Origin of the sequence: Actinospica acidithermotolerans, assembly GCF_018139625.1 — a bacterium.
In the GTDB taxonomy this organism is placed as follows: Bacteria; Actinomycetota; Actinomycetes; order Streptomycetales; family Catenulisporaceae; genus Actinospica; species Actinospica acidithermotolerans.
The window spans coordinates 1-15,984 of record NZ_JAGSOH010000027.1 but is presented as its reverse complement, the minus strand read 5'-3'; the positions used below and the strand labels follow the sequence as shown (position 1 = coordinate 15,984).

At 71.2% G+C, this 15,984-nt stretch carries 12 protein-coding genes; 9 read left to right on the top strand and 3 right to left on the bottom strand.

Going from position 1 to position 15,984, the window contains the following annotated elements; all coding sequences use genetic code 11:
* Positions 1–29 precede the first annotated feature (29 nt).
* On the bottom strand, positions 30–2,156 hold the full coding sequence (locus tag KDK95_RS11980) for an MFS transporter (protein WP_212518177.1): 2,127 nt from the start codon (positions 2,154–2,156) through the stop codon (positions 30–32).
* A 291-nt stretch (positions 2,157–2,447) separates the two neighbouring features.
* On the opposite strand from KDK95_RS11980, the gene KDK95_RS11975 reads away from it, so the two are divergent.
* The gene (locus KDK95_RS11975; RefSeq protein ID WP_212518176.1) at positions 2,448–3,065 is read left to right on the top strand and encodes a QsdR family transcriptional regulator; all 618 of its coding nucleotides are present in this window, start codon (positions 2,448–2,450) and stop codon (positions 3,063–3,065) included.
* A gap of 11 nt (positions 3,066–3,076) precedes the next feature.
* On the opposite strand, the gene KDK95_RS11970 is transcribed toward KDK95_RS11975, so the two are convergent.
* A complete protein-coding gene (locus tag KDK95_RS11970) occupies positions 3,077–3,982 on the bottom strand; it encodes a hypothetical protein (RefSeq protein ID WP_212518175.1) in 906 nt (301 codons plus the stop codon).
* 209 nt (positions 3,983–4,191) lie between these two features.
* Here KDK95_RS11970 and KDK95_RS11965 point away from each other — a divergent pair, with 209 nt between their 5' ends.
* Positions 4,192–5,634 carry a TldD/PmbA family protein gene (locus tag KDK95_RS11965; RefSeq protein ID WP_212518174.1) on the top strand — a complete coding sequence of 481 codons (1,443 nt, stop codon included), beginning with the start codon at positions 4,192–4,194 and terminating at the stop codon, positions 5,632–5,634.
* A complete protein-coding gene (locus KDK95_RS11960) occupies positions 5,631–7,022 on the top strand; it encodes a TldD/PmbA family protein (RefSeq protein ID WP_212518173.1) in 1,392 nt (463 codons plus the stop codon). The genes KDK95_RS11965 and KDK95_RS11960 overlap by 4 nt, the downstream gene beginning before the upstream one ends.
* Before the next feature lie 162 nt (positions 7,023–7,184).
* Here the strand turns inward: KDK95_RS11960 and KDK95_RS11955 are convergent, their stop codons facing one another.
* The gene (locus tag KDK95_RS11955) at positions 7,185–7,613 is read right to left on the bottom strand and encodes a nitroreductase family deazaflavin-dependent oxidoreductase (RefSeq protein ID WP_212518172.1); all 429 of its coding nucleotides are present in this window, start codon (positions 7,611–7,613) and stop codon (positions 7,185–7,187) included.
* Positions 7,614–7,747: 134 nt separating this feature from the next.
* Here KDK95_RS11955 and KDK95_RS11950 point away from each other — a divergent pair, with 134 nt between their 5' ends.
* The 6 genes from KDK95_RS11950 to KDK95_RS11925 all read left to right on the top strand — a co-directional run.
* Entirely contained in the window at positions 7,748–8,983 is a 1,236-nt protein-coding gene (locus KDK95_RS11950) for a serine hydrolase domain-containing protein (RefSeq protein ID WP_212518171.1), read from the top strand.
* Between the two features lie 123 nt (positions 8,984–9,106).
* Positions 9,107–9,856: a GOLPH3/VPS74 family protein gene (locus KDK95_RS11945; RefSeq protein WP_212518170.1), complete on the top strand. Its 750-nt coding sequence runs from the start codon at positions 9,107–9,109 to the stop codon at positions 9,854–9,856.
* A gap of 256 nt (positions 9,857–10,112) precedes the next feature.
* On the top strand, positions 10,113–12,749 hold the full coding sequence (locus KDK95_RS11940) for a helix-turn-helix transcriptional regulator (protein WP_212518169.1): 2,637 nt from the start codon (positions 10,113–10,115) through the stop codon (positions 12,747–12,749).
* A gap of 137 nt (positions 12,750–12,886) precedes the next feature.
* Positions 12,887–13,828, top strand: a complete 942-nt coding sequence (locus KDK95_RS11935) for a hypothetical protein (protein WP_212518168.1) — start codon at positions 12,887–12,889, stop codon at positions 13,826–13,828.
* Positions 13,829–13,987: 159 nt separating this feature from the next.
* Entirely contained in the window at positions 13,988–14,905 is a 918-nt protein-coding gene (locus tag KDK95_RS11930; RefSeq protein WP_212518167.1) for a hypothetical protein, read from the top strand.
* Positions 14,906–14,995: 90 nt separating this feature from the next.
* Positions 14,996–15,984, top strand: a 989-nt coding sequence (locus tag KDK95_RS11925) for a hypothetical protein (RefSeq protein WP_212518166.1), incomplete at its 3' end; no start/stop codon positions are given.

Below are 15,984 nucleotides of genomic sequence, written 5' to 3'. Positions count from 1 at the left end.
CAGGGGGCTTCTCGGCTATCCGATCGCCGTCACTCGGCGGGTCGGCCGGCGAGACCGGCCAGCGCCGCGAGCTGCCGGTCCACGCTCTCGGCGTGCTGCCGCGCGTCCTCACGCGCCTTCCGGGGGCTCCAGCGGCCCTTCAGCATCCAGATGAACGGGATGAACAGCAGTTGGCCGCCGAAGCACACCCACCACCAGCGCTGCCACTGGATCGGCGAGTCCTTCGCCGCCTTCTCCACGGCCGGCGCGTTGGCCTGGAGGTACTTCAGCTCGGCCACGACCTTGGGGTCCTGCAGGCCCGGGCCGTACGTGCTCACCAGCGTGAGATCGGCGGTCGGCACCTTGCCGAGCGCGGTCAGCGCGGCGGCGGCCGACTGCACCTGCTTGCCGTCGGTGTCCAGCAGCGCGAGGTCCGCCTGCGGCACGGCGGCCAGCGCCTCGAAACGCGCCGCGGCCTGAGCGGCCGTCAGATGGAACGCCGTGGCGATGTCGCTGACCGCCTTGGCCTGGGCGGCGGTGTCGTTGGGGTTTGTCGCCAGCGCCGCCTGCGTGCCGGAGTCGATCGCCTGCGCGGTGGCGAGCTGGTTCTGGTACTTCGCACCCAGCGTGATCACTCGCGCGACGTCGGCCGCCGAGACTCCGGAGATCTCGCTGATCGCCTCCGCCTGGACGGTCGGGTCGTTCGGCGACGCGGCGAGCTCGGCCTGCGTGGTCGAGCTGAGCTTCTCCGCCGTGGCCAGCTGCGCGGCGTCGTCCGTCGCGATCGTCTGCACCCGGGTCGCGATCGTCGGGTCGGCAGCCACGGCCTTGACCGTCGCGTTCTCCGCCGCCGTCAGTCCGGGCGCCTGTCCGGCCGCCGCGGCGGAGACCTGCGAGCCCTGGTTCACCAGCGTGCTCGCCGCCGGGATCACCGCGATCAGCGCCAGCAGCGCCACGACCACGATCGTGCGCAGCGTCGCACCCCAGACCGCGAGGCCGGTGGCGGTCGCCGCGGGGTTGTGCGCCTCCACGGTCTCGGTGAACGCGGCCATCCACGCCGCGAACGCGAGTGCCCCGCCGATCGAGATCGGCATCAGGATCGCGACGAACTCGTAGTAGGTCGTACCCGGATGCGTCGTCGCGATCGCGAACATGGCCACGCCGACGAGGCTGACCACGCCGCCGACCAGCATGAACGGCTTGCGCACCTTCAGCATGTCGGACAGCACGCCGGTCACCAGCAGCGCCACCGCGTTCACCGCCCAGTACCAGTTGGACAGCGCGTTCGCCCGCTCCTCCGTGTAGCCGAAGTTCGTCGCGTAGAAGACCACGAACAGGCCCACCGCGATGTAGTAGAACAGCAGCGAGACGCTGATCGCGATCGCCGGGAAGACGATGTCCTTGCGCAGCATCTGCCGCCAGTGCCCGGACAGCACCTCGTTCGGGTCGATGCCGCGCGCGTTCGCCTCGATCAGAGCCTTGTCGCGCATGCTGACCATCAGCTGGTCGCGCAGTTGCGGCGCGAGCTCGCGCAGGCCCACGAACGCGATCAGGAACACCGCGAGGCCGACGATGCCGCAGACCCGGTACTGGTACTGCCAATCCGGGTGCGAGTCCAGCGTGTGGCTCGCCACCTCGCTCACCACGAGGCTGCCGAGCACCGGGCCCATCGTCCAGAAGCACATGGCCGACGCCCGGCCCAGCTGCGGCGAGAAGTCGCGGATCAGCGCCGGCGTGGCCACGAGGATCATGCCCTCGACGAAGCTGACCACCGCGAACAGCACCAGGTAGACCCACTTGTCGGTGGAGTTCGCGAGCCCGAACGCCACCAGCGCGCCGGTCACCGCGAGCCCGTAGACCACGAGGTTCGCCCGGCCCCATCGGTCGGCGAGCCCTGCGACCACCGACGCGAGCGCGCCCACCGCGTTGCCCACGATCGATATCGCGATCAGGTACACGAGTGTCATGTGCAGGTTCGCGGCCAGCGCGGTCGCCACCGAGCCCTGGACGTAGAGCTCGTAGTACAGGGTGATCGTCGCGAGGACCACGATGACCAGATACGTCGCCCGCGGCGCGGTGGACGGATAGTGGTCCAGCTGCCGGCCCCAGATGCCGCGTCTGGCCTCGACGGCCGGCGCGGGCGGGGCGGCGGAACGCGCTGAGGAGCTGCTCGCCATTGAGTTGCCCTTCCCTGGTGGTTCCGATGGATCCGGCGCGGGCGGCCTCGCCGCACCGCCGTTAAGTGAGCGCTTGCTTATGATTGAGCGCGTGCTGCTGCGGCACGGTTCTGGCGGCCGCGGGACTTGACGTGACACGTGACTGGATCTCGGTCCGCGGTGCGTGTCGTGCCGCTTACGGAACGGCGCGCCCGCGGGGTATCGCAGAGAATGGCACCGACCGGCGCCGCGTGCAACACTTCGCGAAGATGTTTCACCGTTCCGCGATCCGGGACCAGTGGAGGCGGGCCCATGGCGGCCGCAGGCGACAGTGATCACGCCGTCGACGAGTTCGACGCCGTGGAGCGCGCCGCACACTGGTTCGCCGAGGGACGGCGTCTGGACATGCAGGCGCTGGCCGAGGAACTCGGCATCTCGCGCACCACGCTCTTCCGCCGCGTCGGCGGCCGCGAGGCACTGCTCGCCCGCGCGGTCTGGGCGCAGACGGAGCGCTCCATCGCCGTCGCCATCAAGCGCTGGGAGCGCGAGAAGCCCGCCGACGCCCTGCACACCACGGGCGCGCTTCGGCACTTCAACGCGATCGTGGCGGCCTCTCCGGGCCTGCGCCGGCTGATCGACGACGAGCCGGCATTGGCCGTCCGGGTACTGATGGACCCCGTCGGCCTGGTTCAGCCGGGCACCGTCGCCGCGATCAGGGACCTGCTGCTCTGGGACATCGACGAGCACGGGCTGGAGACGGTGATCGACCCGGACGCCCTCGCCTACGCGCTCGTGCGCATCGGCGAATCCTTCCTGTACGCGGACGTGATCGCCGCGCGCACCCCCGACGTGGAGAAGGCCGACCGCCTTCAATACGCCCTCATCGAGGGTGGTCGCGCGCGGTACCGCCTCAGCGGCCCGGAGAGCTGATCCCGTCCGCGTCAGTCGGTGAAGTTCTGCTCCACGACGACCGCTCCCTGGTTGGAGACGACCAGCTTCGTCGGACCGACGTTGTACGTGAAGTTCTGGTTCATCGCGACGTAGTTCGAGCCCGACTTCGTGGCGGGCAGCGTGATGGCCAGCGCGGCGTTCGCGCGCGAGACGCCGTAGTAGTACAGCTGGCCGTTGCTGTCGCAGATCGTGATGTCGTACTGGCTCGTCGACCGGGATTCGACCAGCGTCGCGCCGTGGCCCGCGCCGTCCGGGATCGAGTCCGCGATCTTCGCCGGGCACGCCGCCGCGGCCGGGGTCGATTCGGTGTTCGCCGCGGTCGACGCGGTCTGCGAAGACCCGTGCAGCAGTTCACGCCAGACAGGCAGCCAGGAACCCCGCGTCGTGAAGAGGAAGGCGGCTATGACGGCCAGGACGACCAGCTGTTTGACGCGCCGGAGGAGATTCTTCCGGGCAGCGGGGTTCCCGGCCTTCTTGGGCCGCTTCGCGCCGCGCGACGACGGGCGCGAGGACGGCCGCGGCCCGGCGGGTTCACGCGTGGGCTCGGCAGGCCGAGGCGACGGCACGGAAGGGGCCAGCGGCACCAGCGGCACCGTCGCGGGCCGCGGAGCCGGCGGATACGCCGTCGCGGCAGCCGCAGCCGCAGCCGCAGCCGCCGGCGGCATCTGCGCCGTGGGCGCGACGTCGGACCACGCCGGCATCGCCGGATACTCCGGCATCGCAGGGAACTCCTGCGTGGACCCGCCGCGCGAGCCGCTCATCGCGAGCGGGGCCATGCCGATGCTCGGCGGCGTGGAGAGATCGAAGGCCCGCTCCGTTCCAGTGCATCCCATGCACGCGTAGCCCGTCGCCGCGTTGGTCGTCCCGCAGCGTGCACAAGTCCAGGTATCTGTCACGAATGCTCCGCTCGGATAATCCGGTGTCATGCTCGCGCGCGTCGGCGTCCGCACCTCCGCTCCCGCAGAGTCCATCCGTGACCGCGCCGACCACTTTTACCACGGGAAGAGGCGTGCTGTGGTTCGAAGCTGATGACAGCTCAGCCCGGCGACGACCTCGGCGGCGCGGCCGGTAGCGGAGCGGTAAGCCATGTCATACCCTCTGGCTCATGACGCATTTCGACGCCGCCGACGCCGCTGTCGAGGCGGCGCTGGCCGCCGGTGCCACCTATGCCGACGCGCGGGTGATGCACCGGCGCTACGAGTCCATGTCGGCCCGAAACGGGGACGTGGAGGATCTCACGCAGCGGGAGAGCGCCGGGATCGGGGTCCGCGCGCTGGTCGGGGGCAGCTGGGGCTTCTTCGGCGTGCCGGATCTCGACGACGCGGTCGCCCGGCGCGCCGGGGCGCGGGCCGCCGAGATCGCCGCGGCCTCCGCGACCGTGCCGAACCGGCGCGGCGGGCCGGGGCTCATCCCCGCGGAGCCGGAGGTCGGGTCCTGGGCCAGCGAGTGCCGGATCGACCCGCTGTCCGTGCCGCTCTCCGAGAAAGGCGACCTGCTCACCTCCGCGACCGCCGAGATGCGCAAGCAGGGTGCGGACATCGCCGTCGGCTCCTACGACATCTGGGACACCCGGAAGTGGTTCGTCTCGTCGGAGGGCCACCGCATCGACCAGCACGTGCGCGAGTGCGGCGGCGCGATCACCTCGACCGTGATCGGCGACGGGGAGACGCAGGTGCGGTCCTACCCCTCGCGCCGCGGCCAGTTCGGGACCCGCGGATGGGAGCTCGTCGAGGAGACCGACCTCGGCGCGCACGCCGCCCGCATCGCCGAGGAGGCCCGGGCCCTGACCCGCGCGCCGCAGTGCCCGGCGGGGGAGACCACCGTCATCATCGGCGGCGAGCAGCTGGCCCTGCAGATCCACGAGTCCGTCGGCCACGCGATCGAACTGGACCGCATCCTCGGCTGGGAGGCCGCGTACGCGGGCACGTCGTGGCTCGACCTGTCCCGGCTCGGCAGCCTCAGGTTCGGCTCCGAGCTGATGAACATCGTCATCGACCCGACCTACCCTGGCGCGCTCGGCTCCTTCGGCTGGGACGACGAGGGGACGCGGGCGCACAAGCGCGACGCGGTCCGCAACGGCGTCTGGACCGGCGTGCTCGCCGGACGGGAGAGCGCGGCCGTCGCCGGGCTCGACTACGGCGGCAGCGTCCGGGCCGACGGCTGGGCCCGGCTGCCGATGGTGCGGATGACGAACGTCGGCCTCGAACCGGGGCCGCACACGCTCGAGGAGATGATCGCGGCCACCGACGACGGGATCTACATGGACATGAACCGGTCCTGGTCGATCGACGACCGCCGGCTCAACTTCCAGTTCGGCTGCCAGATCGCCTACGAGATCAAGAACGGCAGGCTCGGCCGGATGCTGAAGAACCCGACGTACACCGGCATCGGCCCGCGGTTCTGGGCGTCGATGGACATGCTGTCCTCGGACATCGTCGCCTGGGGCACGCCCAACTGCGGCAAGGGCCAGCCGGGCCAGACCGGGCACACCGGCCACCCCTCCGCGCCGGCCAGGTTCACCAACGTGCGAGTGGGAGTGCGCGGATGAGCGACCAGACAGAGCTCGAACTCGCCGCGCGCGTCCTGGAACTCGCGCGCGCCTCGGCCGGGCCGTCCGCCGACGTGGACGTGTCGGTCAACCGTGTCGCGCTCGCGCTCACCCGCTTCGCCAACTCATACATCCACCAGAACGTCGCGGACACCACGACCGAGGTCCAGCTGCGCATCCACAGCGAGGGCCGCACGGCCTCGGCGTCCTCGACGCTGGTCGGAGCGGACGCGCTGGGGGAGATGGTCGAGCGGACCGTCGCGGCGGCCAAGGCCTCGCCGGCGGACCCGGGCTGGCCGGGGCTGATCGGCCCGGCACCGGTGCTGCCCAGCCACGACGTCGACGAGGCGATCGTCGACGCGTCGCCGGCCGACCGGGCCTCTCGCGTGCGTGACTACATCGAAGCCGTCGGGGACCTCACGGCGGCCGGGTACTTCCGCACCCGCTACTGGAGCAGCGCCTACGCGAACTCGGCCGGGCAGGCGGTGTCCGGGGCGTGCACCGAGGCCGCCCTCGACGCGATCGCGAAGACCGCCTCGCTCTCGGACGGCGTGGCGCGCCAGGCATCGCGCCGGATCGCCGACATCGACTGCGCGGTCCACGGCGCGCGGGCCGCCGCCAAGGCGCGCGCGTGGGACGGCGCGGTCGAGATCGAGCCGGGCGCGTACGAGGTCGTACTCGAACCGACGGCGGTCGCCGACGTGCTGTACTGCCTGGGGAACTTCGGCTTCAACGGGAAGCTGGTCAACGAGCACCAGTCGTTCCTGGAGTTCGGCAGCCAGCAGATGGACGGCTCGGTCACCCTGGTCGACGACGCTGTCTCGGCCGTCGCGGCCGGCCTGCCGTTCGACACCGAGGGCACGCCGCGCCGTCGTCTGGTCCTGGTCGAGAACGGTGTCAGTCGCGACGCCGCATACGACCGCCGCTCGGCCGTGGAAGCCGGCGTCGCCGCCAACGGGTACGCCGCCGCCGAGAGCGCGGTGTTCGGCATGTCGCCGGGCAACATCCGCCTGGAACCCGCGGCCGGCCCGGCTCCGACCGAGGTCGACGGGCCGGCGTCGAACTCGTCCGTCCTGGAGCTGGTGGCGCGGGTCGGACGCGGACTGCTCGTCACAGACCACTTCTACACGCGCTGCCTCGACCCTCGCCGCGTGCTGATGACCGGCCTCACCCGCAACGGCACCTGGCTGATCGAGAACGGCGAGATCGTCCGCCCGGTGAAGAACATGCGCTTCACCCAGTCGTACTCCGAGTCGCTCGGGCCGGGCAACGTGCTCGGCATCGGCAGCGACGCGATCGCCACGCCGTACAACTACGGCGCGAACTCGGCGACGGCCCCCGGCCTGCACCTGGCCGCCTGGAACTTCACCGGCGGCGCCTCGGGCTGAGGGCGGCCGGAGAACCTCGCGAGCGAGCCCCGCCCGAAGAGAGCCCGCGCAGCCGGACCGGCTGCGCGGGCCTCGGGTGCGGCGCGGCGGCGGGCTACGCCCGGCCGGACGACGGCTGCGTGGTTCGGCGGCGGGACTCTTCGTGTGCGGCGTAGCGGCCGGTCACGCCCGGCTGAGCTCGAGGACCGGGATGACGCGGATGCCTTCCGTCTTGCGGGCGTAGTCGGCGAAGCCGGGGTAGCGCTTCGCCTGCTCCGCGTAGATGCGGTCGCGCTCGTCGCCCGGCAGCTCGCGCACGGTCACGTCGTACGACTCGGTCCCGCGCTCGACGCTGCCGCTGCCTGCGGCGACCAGGTTGTAGTACCAATCCGGGTTGCTCGGCGCGCCGGCCTTGCTCGCGAAGACGTAGATCACGTTCGGGTCGGTCTCGTTCGGGAGGTACATCATGGGGGTGACGTGCTCGCGGCCGGACTTGCGGCCCCGGTGGTGCAGCAGGACGAGCGGGGCGCCCTCGAACATCCCGCCGACCTTGCCCTCGTTCGCACGGAACTCCGCGATGGTGTTCGCGTTCCAGTCGTTCGCGTCGGTCATGTCGCTCATCGTAACGGCGTCGTGCCGGCCTGTCCGGGTCGCCACGGCGGGAAGGGGTGAAGCGGATCGTGGCGCGTCCCGGTGATCGGCGTGTTATGTACAAGTTCGTTAGCTTCATCCGTTTACTGGCGTGCATGGTACTGACACGGACTTCCCGGAAGACGCGTTCCGCAGCCTTCTTCGGCGCTGCCGCGCTGGTCGCCGCCCTCCTGCCGGCGGCCTCGGCGAGCGCCACGGTGTCGAACGGCGGCGGCCGCGGACACCGGCCGAGCTGCCCGGCCTCGCCGGCGCCCACGCACGGCCCGGGTCTCAAGATCCTCGACATCGCCGAGACGGCCAAGCAGCAGTACGGCCTGAACTCCGTCATCCTCAGGGTCACCCAGGGCAAGCGCAACCTGCTGACCACCGCCCTGGGCGAGTCGATGACCGGCGTCCCCGCGACCACGGACATGCACTTCCGCACCGGCTCCGTCGGCATCGCCTACATGGGCATCATCCTGCTTCAGCTGGCGCAGGAGGGCGCGGTCGACCTCGACGACCCGATCTCGCGCTGGCTTCCGCAGGTCCCGCACTCCAGCGAGATCACGCTGCGGATGCTCGCCGACTCCACCTCGGGCCTGCACGACTACGTCATCGACCCCGTGTTCGCGGCCGAGCTCGAGGCGCAGCCGTTCAAGTTCTGGACCGAGAGCGAGCTCCTCGCATTCCCGTTCAGCCACCCCCTCTGGTACACGCCCGGGACCAACTGGAGCTATTCGCACGCCAACTTCGTCCTGCTCGGCCAGGCCCTGGCGAAGATCACCGGCAAGCCGCTCGGCGAACTGCTGCGAGAGCGCGTGCTCAACCCGCTCCACCTGGACAACACCGCGATCAACGCCAAGCCGCCGATCCCCGGCCCCGTGCTGCACGCATTCACCGCGGAGCGCGGCACGTATGAGGAATCCACCTACTGGAACCCGTCCTGGACCACGGCCCACGGCGCGATCCTCACCCAGAACATCTGCGACCTGGCCACGTCCGCGTGGGGCGTCGGCTCGGGCGCCCTGCTCTCGCCGGCGTCGTACCGGGTCCAGCTCGATCCGGGCACGGTCGGGCTCGGCGATCCCAGCGCCTGCCCGCCCGGCATCTGCCGCCTGAACACGGAGGCGGCGCACTACGGCATCGGCATCCAAGTGATCAACACGTGGATCGTGCAGAACCCGTCGTTCTCCGGCTACTTCGCGGTCCAGGCCTACCTGCCGTCCCGTCACCTGTCCATCGCGGTCAGCACGACAGACGGCCCCGCCACTACCCCGAACACCAACTACGCGCAGACGATCGCCACCAGCATCGCCGCGTACCTCGCGCCGAATCACCCGCTCGGCACCTGACCGGCGCTCACCGGACATCCGCGGTATCCGTGACATCAGGGACTTCATTCATGCGCAGAGCCATCGGCCCGGATCTGCCCGGCATTCGCCCTCTGACAGCGCCTGCGCGCTATCTTCAGCATCATGCAGAGCCTTGGGGAGGACATCGTCCTGCTGGCGATCCGGCCGGACGGCAAGCTCGGTGCCGCGGAGAAGCTGCGTTTCGCCGTGGCGGGCTCGGAGCTCGTGCGGCTGGCCGCCGAGCGCCGGGTCGACGTCGTCAAAGACCGAATTCACGTACTGAGCCCGGAACCGACGGGGGACGCGCTGCTGGACGCGGCGTTCGCGGACATCCAGCGCTCGAAGCGTCCGCCGCGGGCCAGGGATTGGGTGGCCCGGGAACGGCGCGGCCTGGTGCACGCGTACCTCGGCGAGCTCGCCGCGCGCGGCGTGATCCGCGCCGATCGCCATAAGGCCCTCGGCATATTCAACGTCACCTGGTGGACCGTCCTCGACCCCGCCCGCGCCGCCGAAGCACGCGCCCGGCTCGATGCGGTGGCGCGTTCAACCGGTCCGGTCGAGGCGGCTCAGTCGGCGTTGGGCGGCCTCGTCCACGCCATCGGCCTCGACGCGCTGATCTACCCGCGCAACGGCGGCCCGGCGTGCGAGATCGCCCGCAAGCGGCTCAAGCAGATCGCCCGCCGCGATCAGGCCGCCACGGCGGTCCATTCGGCAGCACAACAGGCAGCCGTCGAGGCATCGATCGACGCCGCGGTGGACGCCTCCGTCCATGCGGCTGTCGAGGCCTCGATTCACGCTGCCGTCGACGCGTCCGTGCACGCCGCACACCACGCGGCGCACGACGGCGGCGCGGGCGGCGGCGGCCACCACTGACCGTCGCCCACCGCCCCGTCACCCGCCGCCAAGGGCCTGCGCGCACGCGTCCGAAAACGCGTCCTCGTCCGCCGTCCACGCGACGAACTCCTTCGCACGCCCTGTCCGGCGAACACGGCCCTTACTGTGCACGAAAGCTCTGACAACGAGGCTTCGCGATCGATGAGGAGGCCTTACGATTCCCGTACCGCGGTCGGTGGGCCCGCCGCGGCGCCGTCTTGGGCTTCGTGGGTGGGCGCGCGGGAGTGTTGTTGCAGTGGATGCGGTGTACCTGTGGCCGCTGACGGCTCGGGCCGCCGAGCTGGACGTGTTCACCACGGTTTGGAGCACGGCGCGTTGCCGGTCGGTGGTGGTCTGCGGGCCGCCCGGCATCGGCAAGACGCGCCTGGCCGACGAGTATTACGGCCGGGCCGCGCGTGCCGGGGCGGTGCTGGGCCGGGCGACGGCGTCGCGCGCGGCCGCGGCGGTGCCGCTGGGCGCGATCGCGCACCTGATCCCGGCCGGAGTGGACCTGGCCGACCCGGTCCGCGGCTTCGCCCAGGTGGCGAGCGCGCTGGCCCGGCCGGGCCGCGGCCAGGTCGTCCTGGTCGACGACCTGCAATGGCTGGACGCCGCTTCGGCGGTGCTGCTGCGGCAGCTGATCGACGCCGGTTCGGTCCGGCTGATCGGCACGGTCCGCAGCGGGGAGCCGATCGGCGAGGCGGTCGAGGCGCTGTGCAGCGGCGACACGGTGTGCCGCGTCGACCTGGCCGCGTTCGACCTGCACCAGGTCGAGGAGGTCCTCAGCGCGGCGCTGGGCGGGTCGGTGAGCCGGCAGACCGTGCGCAGGCTGCACGATTCGAGCGGCGGCAACGCCCTCTATCTCAGGGAGCTGGTCGCGGGCGCCCTGAAGCACGGCACTCTCGCCGACGACGGCGAGATATGGGAGCTCGCGGAAGGCCGGACCTCCGGCACGCCGCGCCTCGCCGAACTGATCAGCGCCCGCCTGGAGTCCGCCGGACCCGCGGGCCGACCGGTCCTGGAACTGTTGGCCCTCTGCGAGCCGGTCCCGCTCGCCGACGCGGAGGCCGTCGCTCCGATGGACGTGCTCGTGGAACTCGAGGCCGCCGGCCTCATCCGAACGCGAACCGACCAGCGGACGACCTCGGTCTCCCTCGCCCACCCCCTCTACGCGGAGGCCCTACGCGCCGGCCTGACCCCCCTGCGCCGACGCCGCCTCCTGCTGGACCAGGTCGATCGGGTCAAGTCCGGCGCCGATCCGAACGCGGTCGACACCCGCAGGATCGCCGCGTGGCAGTTGGAGGCCACGGGTACCGCCGAGCCCGCGCTGCTGATCGAAGCCGCCGCACTGGCTCGCCACGCCCACGACTACCCGCAGGCCAAGCGCCTCCTCGAGGCGCTGAGCGAGGACGACTTCACCACCTCCGCCCGACTGCTGTTCGGGGACGTGCTCTGGCACACCGGCGAGCCCGCCCGCGCCGACGAGGTCCTGACCGCCGCCGGACGCACCGCCGAAGGCGAGCGGCAGTTCCTCTCCGTCGTCATGGCCCACGCGCTCAACCGTTCCTGGGGCGAAGGTGACTACGACGGGACCCTCGACCTGCTCGAATCGGCCCAGAAGAGCGCCAGCGAGCCCGAAGTCCTCACCGCCCTGCGCCTTTTCCAGGGCGCCGTGCGCATCAACGCGGGCGACACCGCACGCGGCCTGACGCTGCTCGAAGATCTCGCCGAGGAGCTGAGCCCCACCGCGGAAGGGGCCGCGTGGCTGCACGCCGCCACGATGAAACCGGTCGGCCTCAGCTATGCCGGCCGCACCGCGCAGGCCGTCGCATGGGCCGACCGCGCCTACCGGCTACGGCTGAGCATGGATGAGCGAGTCCTGTTCCCTCATCCTTCGTTCCACCTCATCTCGGCCGTCGTCGCCCACAGCGCGGCCGGCGGCTTCACCGAAGCGCGGGGCATCGGCCAGGACGCCATCTACCGGTTGACCCAGGCGCGCGCATCGGGCATCCGGATGTGGATGTCCGTGTACGTGGGCTATCTCGAATTGATGGCAGGTCACCTCTCCGACGCGCGCCGCCTCTTCGCGGAGGCCGCCGCCGTCGCACGCGCCCTGCGCCGAGTGGTGGCCGTCAGCACCGCGCAGACCGGACTCGCTCTCTGTGCTGCCCTCCTCGGCGACCTCGACGCGGCCGAGCAGGCGCGCACCGAGGCGGACAAATACCCGGTGCTCGGAATGCACGCACACTGGAACGCACTGGCAGGAGTCTGGATCCGCGTCGCCAACGGCGAATCCGCCCGCGAGATCCAGGCGACTCTGATCGCCGCGGCCGACCAGGCGCGTGCCTCCGGCTGCCTACTCGGCGAGGCACTGCTCCTCGCCGACCTCGCCCGGCTGGGCGGCGCCGCGCAGTCCGCCGCCAGGCTCAGCGAGATCGCAGACGTCTTCGACGGCGACCTGGTCCCCGCGCTCGCGCACCTGGCCGCCGCACTGGCCGACGACTCTCCGGCACAGCTCGTCGCGGCCGCCGCCGAGCTAGCCTCCCGCGGAGCCGACCTGATGGCCGCCGAGGCATCGTGCGCCGCCTCCGCCGCGTACGCCCGCGCAGGCGACACCCGCCGGGCCACCGCGGCGGCCCAAGACGCCAACCGCCACCTCGAACGCTGCGGCGACCGCCCGCGTACCCCGCTGCTGCGCGACTCACAGACCACGGCCTCGCTCACCGACCGCGAACGCGAGATCGCCGTCATGGCCGCGCGCGGGACCCCGAGCCGGGAGATCGCCGAGTCGCTGCACGTATCCGTGCGCACCGTCCAGAACCACCTGCAGCGCGCCTACACCAAACTCGGCGTGACCAGCCGGAGCGACCTACGGCGCGTCCTCGGCGCCTGATCTGTCGCTTGGCGCATATGTGAGTACGCGTTACTCATGACGCCCCCCAGGCCGCGCCGGGAGCATCGGTGTGGGCGATCGCGCGCTCAGCGTGTTCCTGGAGGGGGATCCACGTGCTTCAGAAGAAGGCTGCCCTGGTGGCCTTATCACTCGTGACAGCGGCCGTATCCGCGGCTGCCACCGGCACGAGCCAGGCGGCGGTGCGGTACAACCCGTGGCCGCAGGACACGGTCTACGCCTTGGCGCCCGACGACAGCTATGTGGCCGAGTGGATGGGCCTGTCCTCGGGTTGGACGGTCATCGGCGGCCCGGCGAAGCAGGTCTACGCGGGCTCGGCGGGCGTGTTCGAGCTCGACGCGTCCGGCAACATCTGGATGTACAACGGCACACCGTACAGCTGGACCGAGATCGGCGGTCCCGGCGCCGAGTTCGCCGAGGGCGCCGGCCACCTCTACGGCCTCGGCCCGAACGACGCGTACGTCGCCGAATGGAACGGCACGCCGAACAGCTGGACCATCATCGGCGGCCCGGCGAAGCACATCTACGCCGGTCCGGACGGCCTGGTCGCGACAGCGCCGGACGGCTCCACCGGCGATGTGTGGAAATACAACGGCACCCCGAACGACTGGACCGACATCGGCGGCCCGGGCGACGACTTCGCCGTGGGGGTCGGCGCCGTCTACCGGGTCGGCATCCCGAGCGCGCCCGGCATCACCGGCGTCACCACCGTCTCCGTGTGGACCGGCGGCACCACCTGGACCCCGATCTTCACCAGCGGCCCCGACGACACGGTCGACGACCTCCTCGCCGGCTACGCGGGCGTGTACATGCGCTGGGCCTCCAACAGCGGGGGCGGAAACCTCGAGTACAACGGCACGCCGAACAGCTGGACCAAGATCAGCGACGTGAGCTGGGGCAGCCCGTTCCCGGACGCGGAAAGCCGGACGAGCCTCTACGCCATCGTCACCGACACGACGCTCGTCACGAACATCGACGCCGTCGACATCTACAACGGCACCGGCACCTCATGGACCGTCATCGGCGGCCCCGCGGACATCCCGCTGGCCGCCGGCGACTGACCGCCGCGCCGTACCGGCCATCAGCTCGCAGCAGCACTGACCATCGGCTCGCAACAGCACCGACCATCAGCTCGCAGCACCGACGTCACGTCAGTTCGCAGCACCGACGTCACGTCAGTTCGCAGCACCGACCGACCTTCAAGGGCAGGAAGAACCGCCATGCCAACTCGCAGAACCATGCTCACCGCCGCCCTGGCCGCCGCGGTCGGCGGCCCGCTCGCAGCCGCCTCGACCGCGTCCGCGTCCGTGTCGGTGGCTCCCATCTCCGTCTCGCTCTCGCCATACGTGGAGACCGTCGCCGTGCTTGACGCCTGCGACATGGTGAACCTGTACAACTACGGCCAGGGCGGCTGGACCAACCTCGAACTGACGGCCAGAGCCGTCTACATCGGGGCGCCCGGCGTGTTCGCGATCCTGCCCGACAGCAACGACATCGCCATCTACAACGGCACCCCGGGCAGCTGGACGACGATCGGCGGCCCCGGCGCGCAATTCGCCATCGGCGGCTCGTACCTCTACGGCCTCGGCCCCTCCGGCAACTACGTGGCCGTGTGGAACGGCCTCTCGTCGGGCTGGGCCGTCATCGGCGGCGCCGCGAGCGCCATCGCGGCGGGCGGCTACGGCCTCGTCGCCAAGAACCCGGCCGGGAACGCGGTGTACCGCTACGTCGGCGGCTCCTGGACCCAGATCGGCGACAGTTCGATCGCCACCGGCTCGACGTTCAGCGTCAGCGACTCGGGCATCTACGCCGTGACGGCCGCCGGAGTGGTCGAGCAGTGGGCCGGAGGCATGAGCTGGACCGTGATCGGCAGCGGCGTGCAGACCCTCCACGTCGGCGGCGACGGCGTATATGGCGTCCAGTCGTCGACCGGCGACATCGCGCAGTACAACGGCACGCCGGGCTACTGGACCATCATCGGCGGCCCCGGCTCGGACTTCGCCGTCAGCGACACCGCCGTCTACGGCCTTGCCCCCGACCTGAGCTACGTGGCCCAGTACTCGCCCGGCAACGGCTGGTACGTGATCAGCGGCGGCCTGACCGGCTCGCAGGTCAACGCGATCGCCGCCGGCGGCTGAGCGGCAGGGTGGGGTCGCGCGGCCCGGGCGACCCCGCCCGGCCGGTCGCGACGCGCGAGTCAGGACACATCTTTCCAGGAGGGGAATCGCATGATCCGCAGAAGCGCGGCGATTGTCGCCGCAGCACTCGTAGTAGCCGCCTCGTCCGGCACCGCCGGCGCCGCGACGGTCCGGTCGAGCCTGCAAACCTGGCAGACCACCGTGTTCGCCCTGGGCCCGAACGACAGCTACGTGGCCGAGTGGAACGGCCCGGGCCTCGGCTGGACCGAGATAGGCGGCCCGGCGAACCAGCTCTACGTGGGATCGGCCGGCGTCTTCGCCACCGACCCGTCGACCGGCGACATCTCCCAGTACAACGGCACGCCGGGCAGCTGGACCGTGATCGGCGGCCCTGGCTGGACGTTCGCACAGAGCGGCGGCCACCTGTTCGGCGTGGGCCCGTACACCAACTACATCGCCGAGTGGAACGGCGCATCCGGCGGCTGGACGATCATCTACAGCGGCTCCGTCGGCAGCGTCACGGACCTTGAGGGCGGCGGCGAAGGCCTGGTAGCGACCATCGGGCCGAGCGGCCCCGACACGTACATGTACAACGGCACCCCCGGCTCGTGGACGCAGATCAGCGGTTCCGACGTCGCATTCGACCATCAGCTGATGGCCGTCGACGACGGCGGCGTCTACGTCCTGAACGCCGCCGGACAGGTCGAGCAGTGGGCCGGCTACGGCGAGAGCTGGACCGTACTCGGCTCCGGGTACAAGAGCCTGTTCGTCGGCGGCACGTCCGGCAACGTCTACGCCGCCGCCACGGGCAGCGGCAACCTGCAGCAGTACACCGGCACTCCCGGAAGCTGGACGACCGTCGGCGGCCCCGGCTACATGTTCGCCGTCAGCCGCAGCACGCTCTACGGCCTGGCCCCCGATCGCAGCTACGTGGCCGAGTACACGCCGGGAGCCGGCTGCGGGGCCACGCCCGGCTGGTTGATGTTCACCGAGTCGATCTCCTGCAGCGTCAGGTTCGCGAACGCCCCGGCCGCCTTCTGGTACTCCGGGTTCTGGTACGTCGAGGTGCGCGTGCCGGG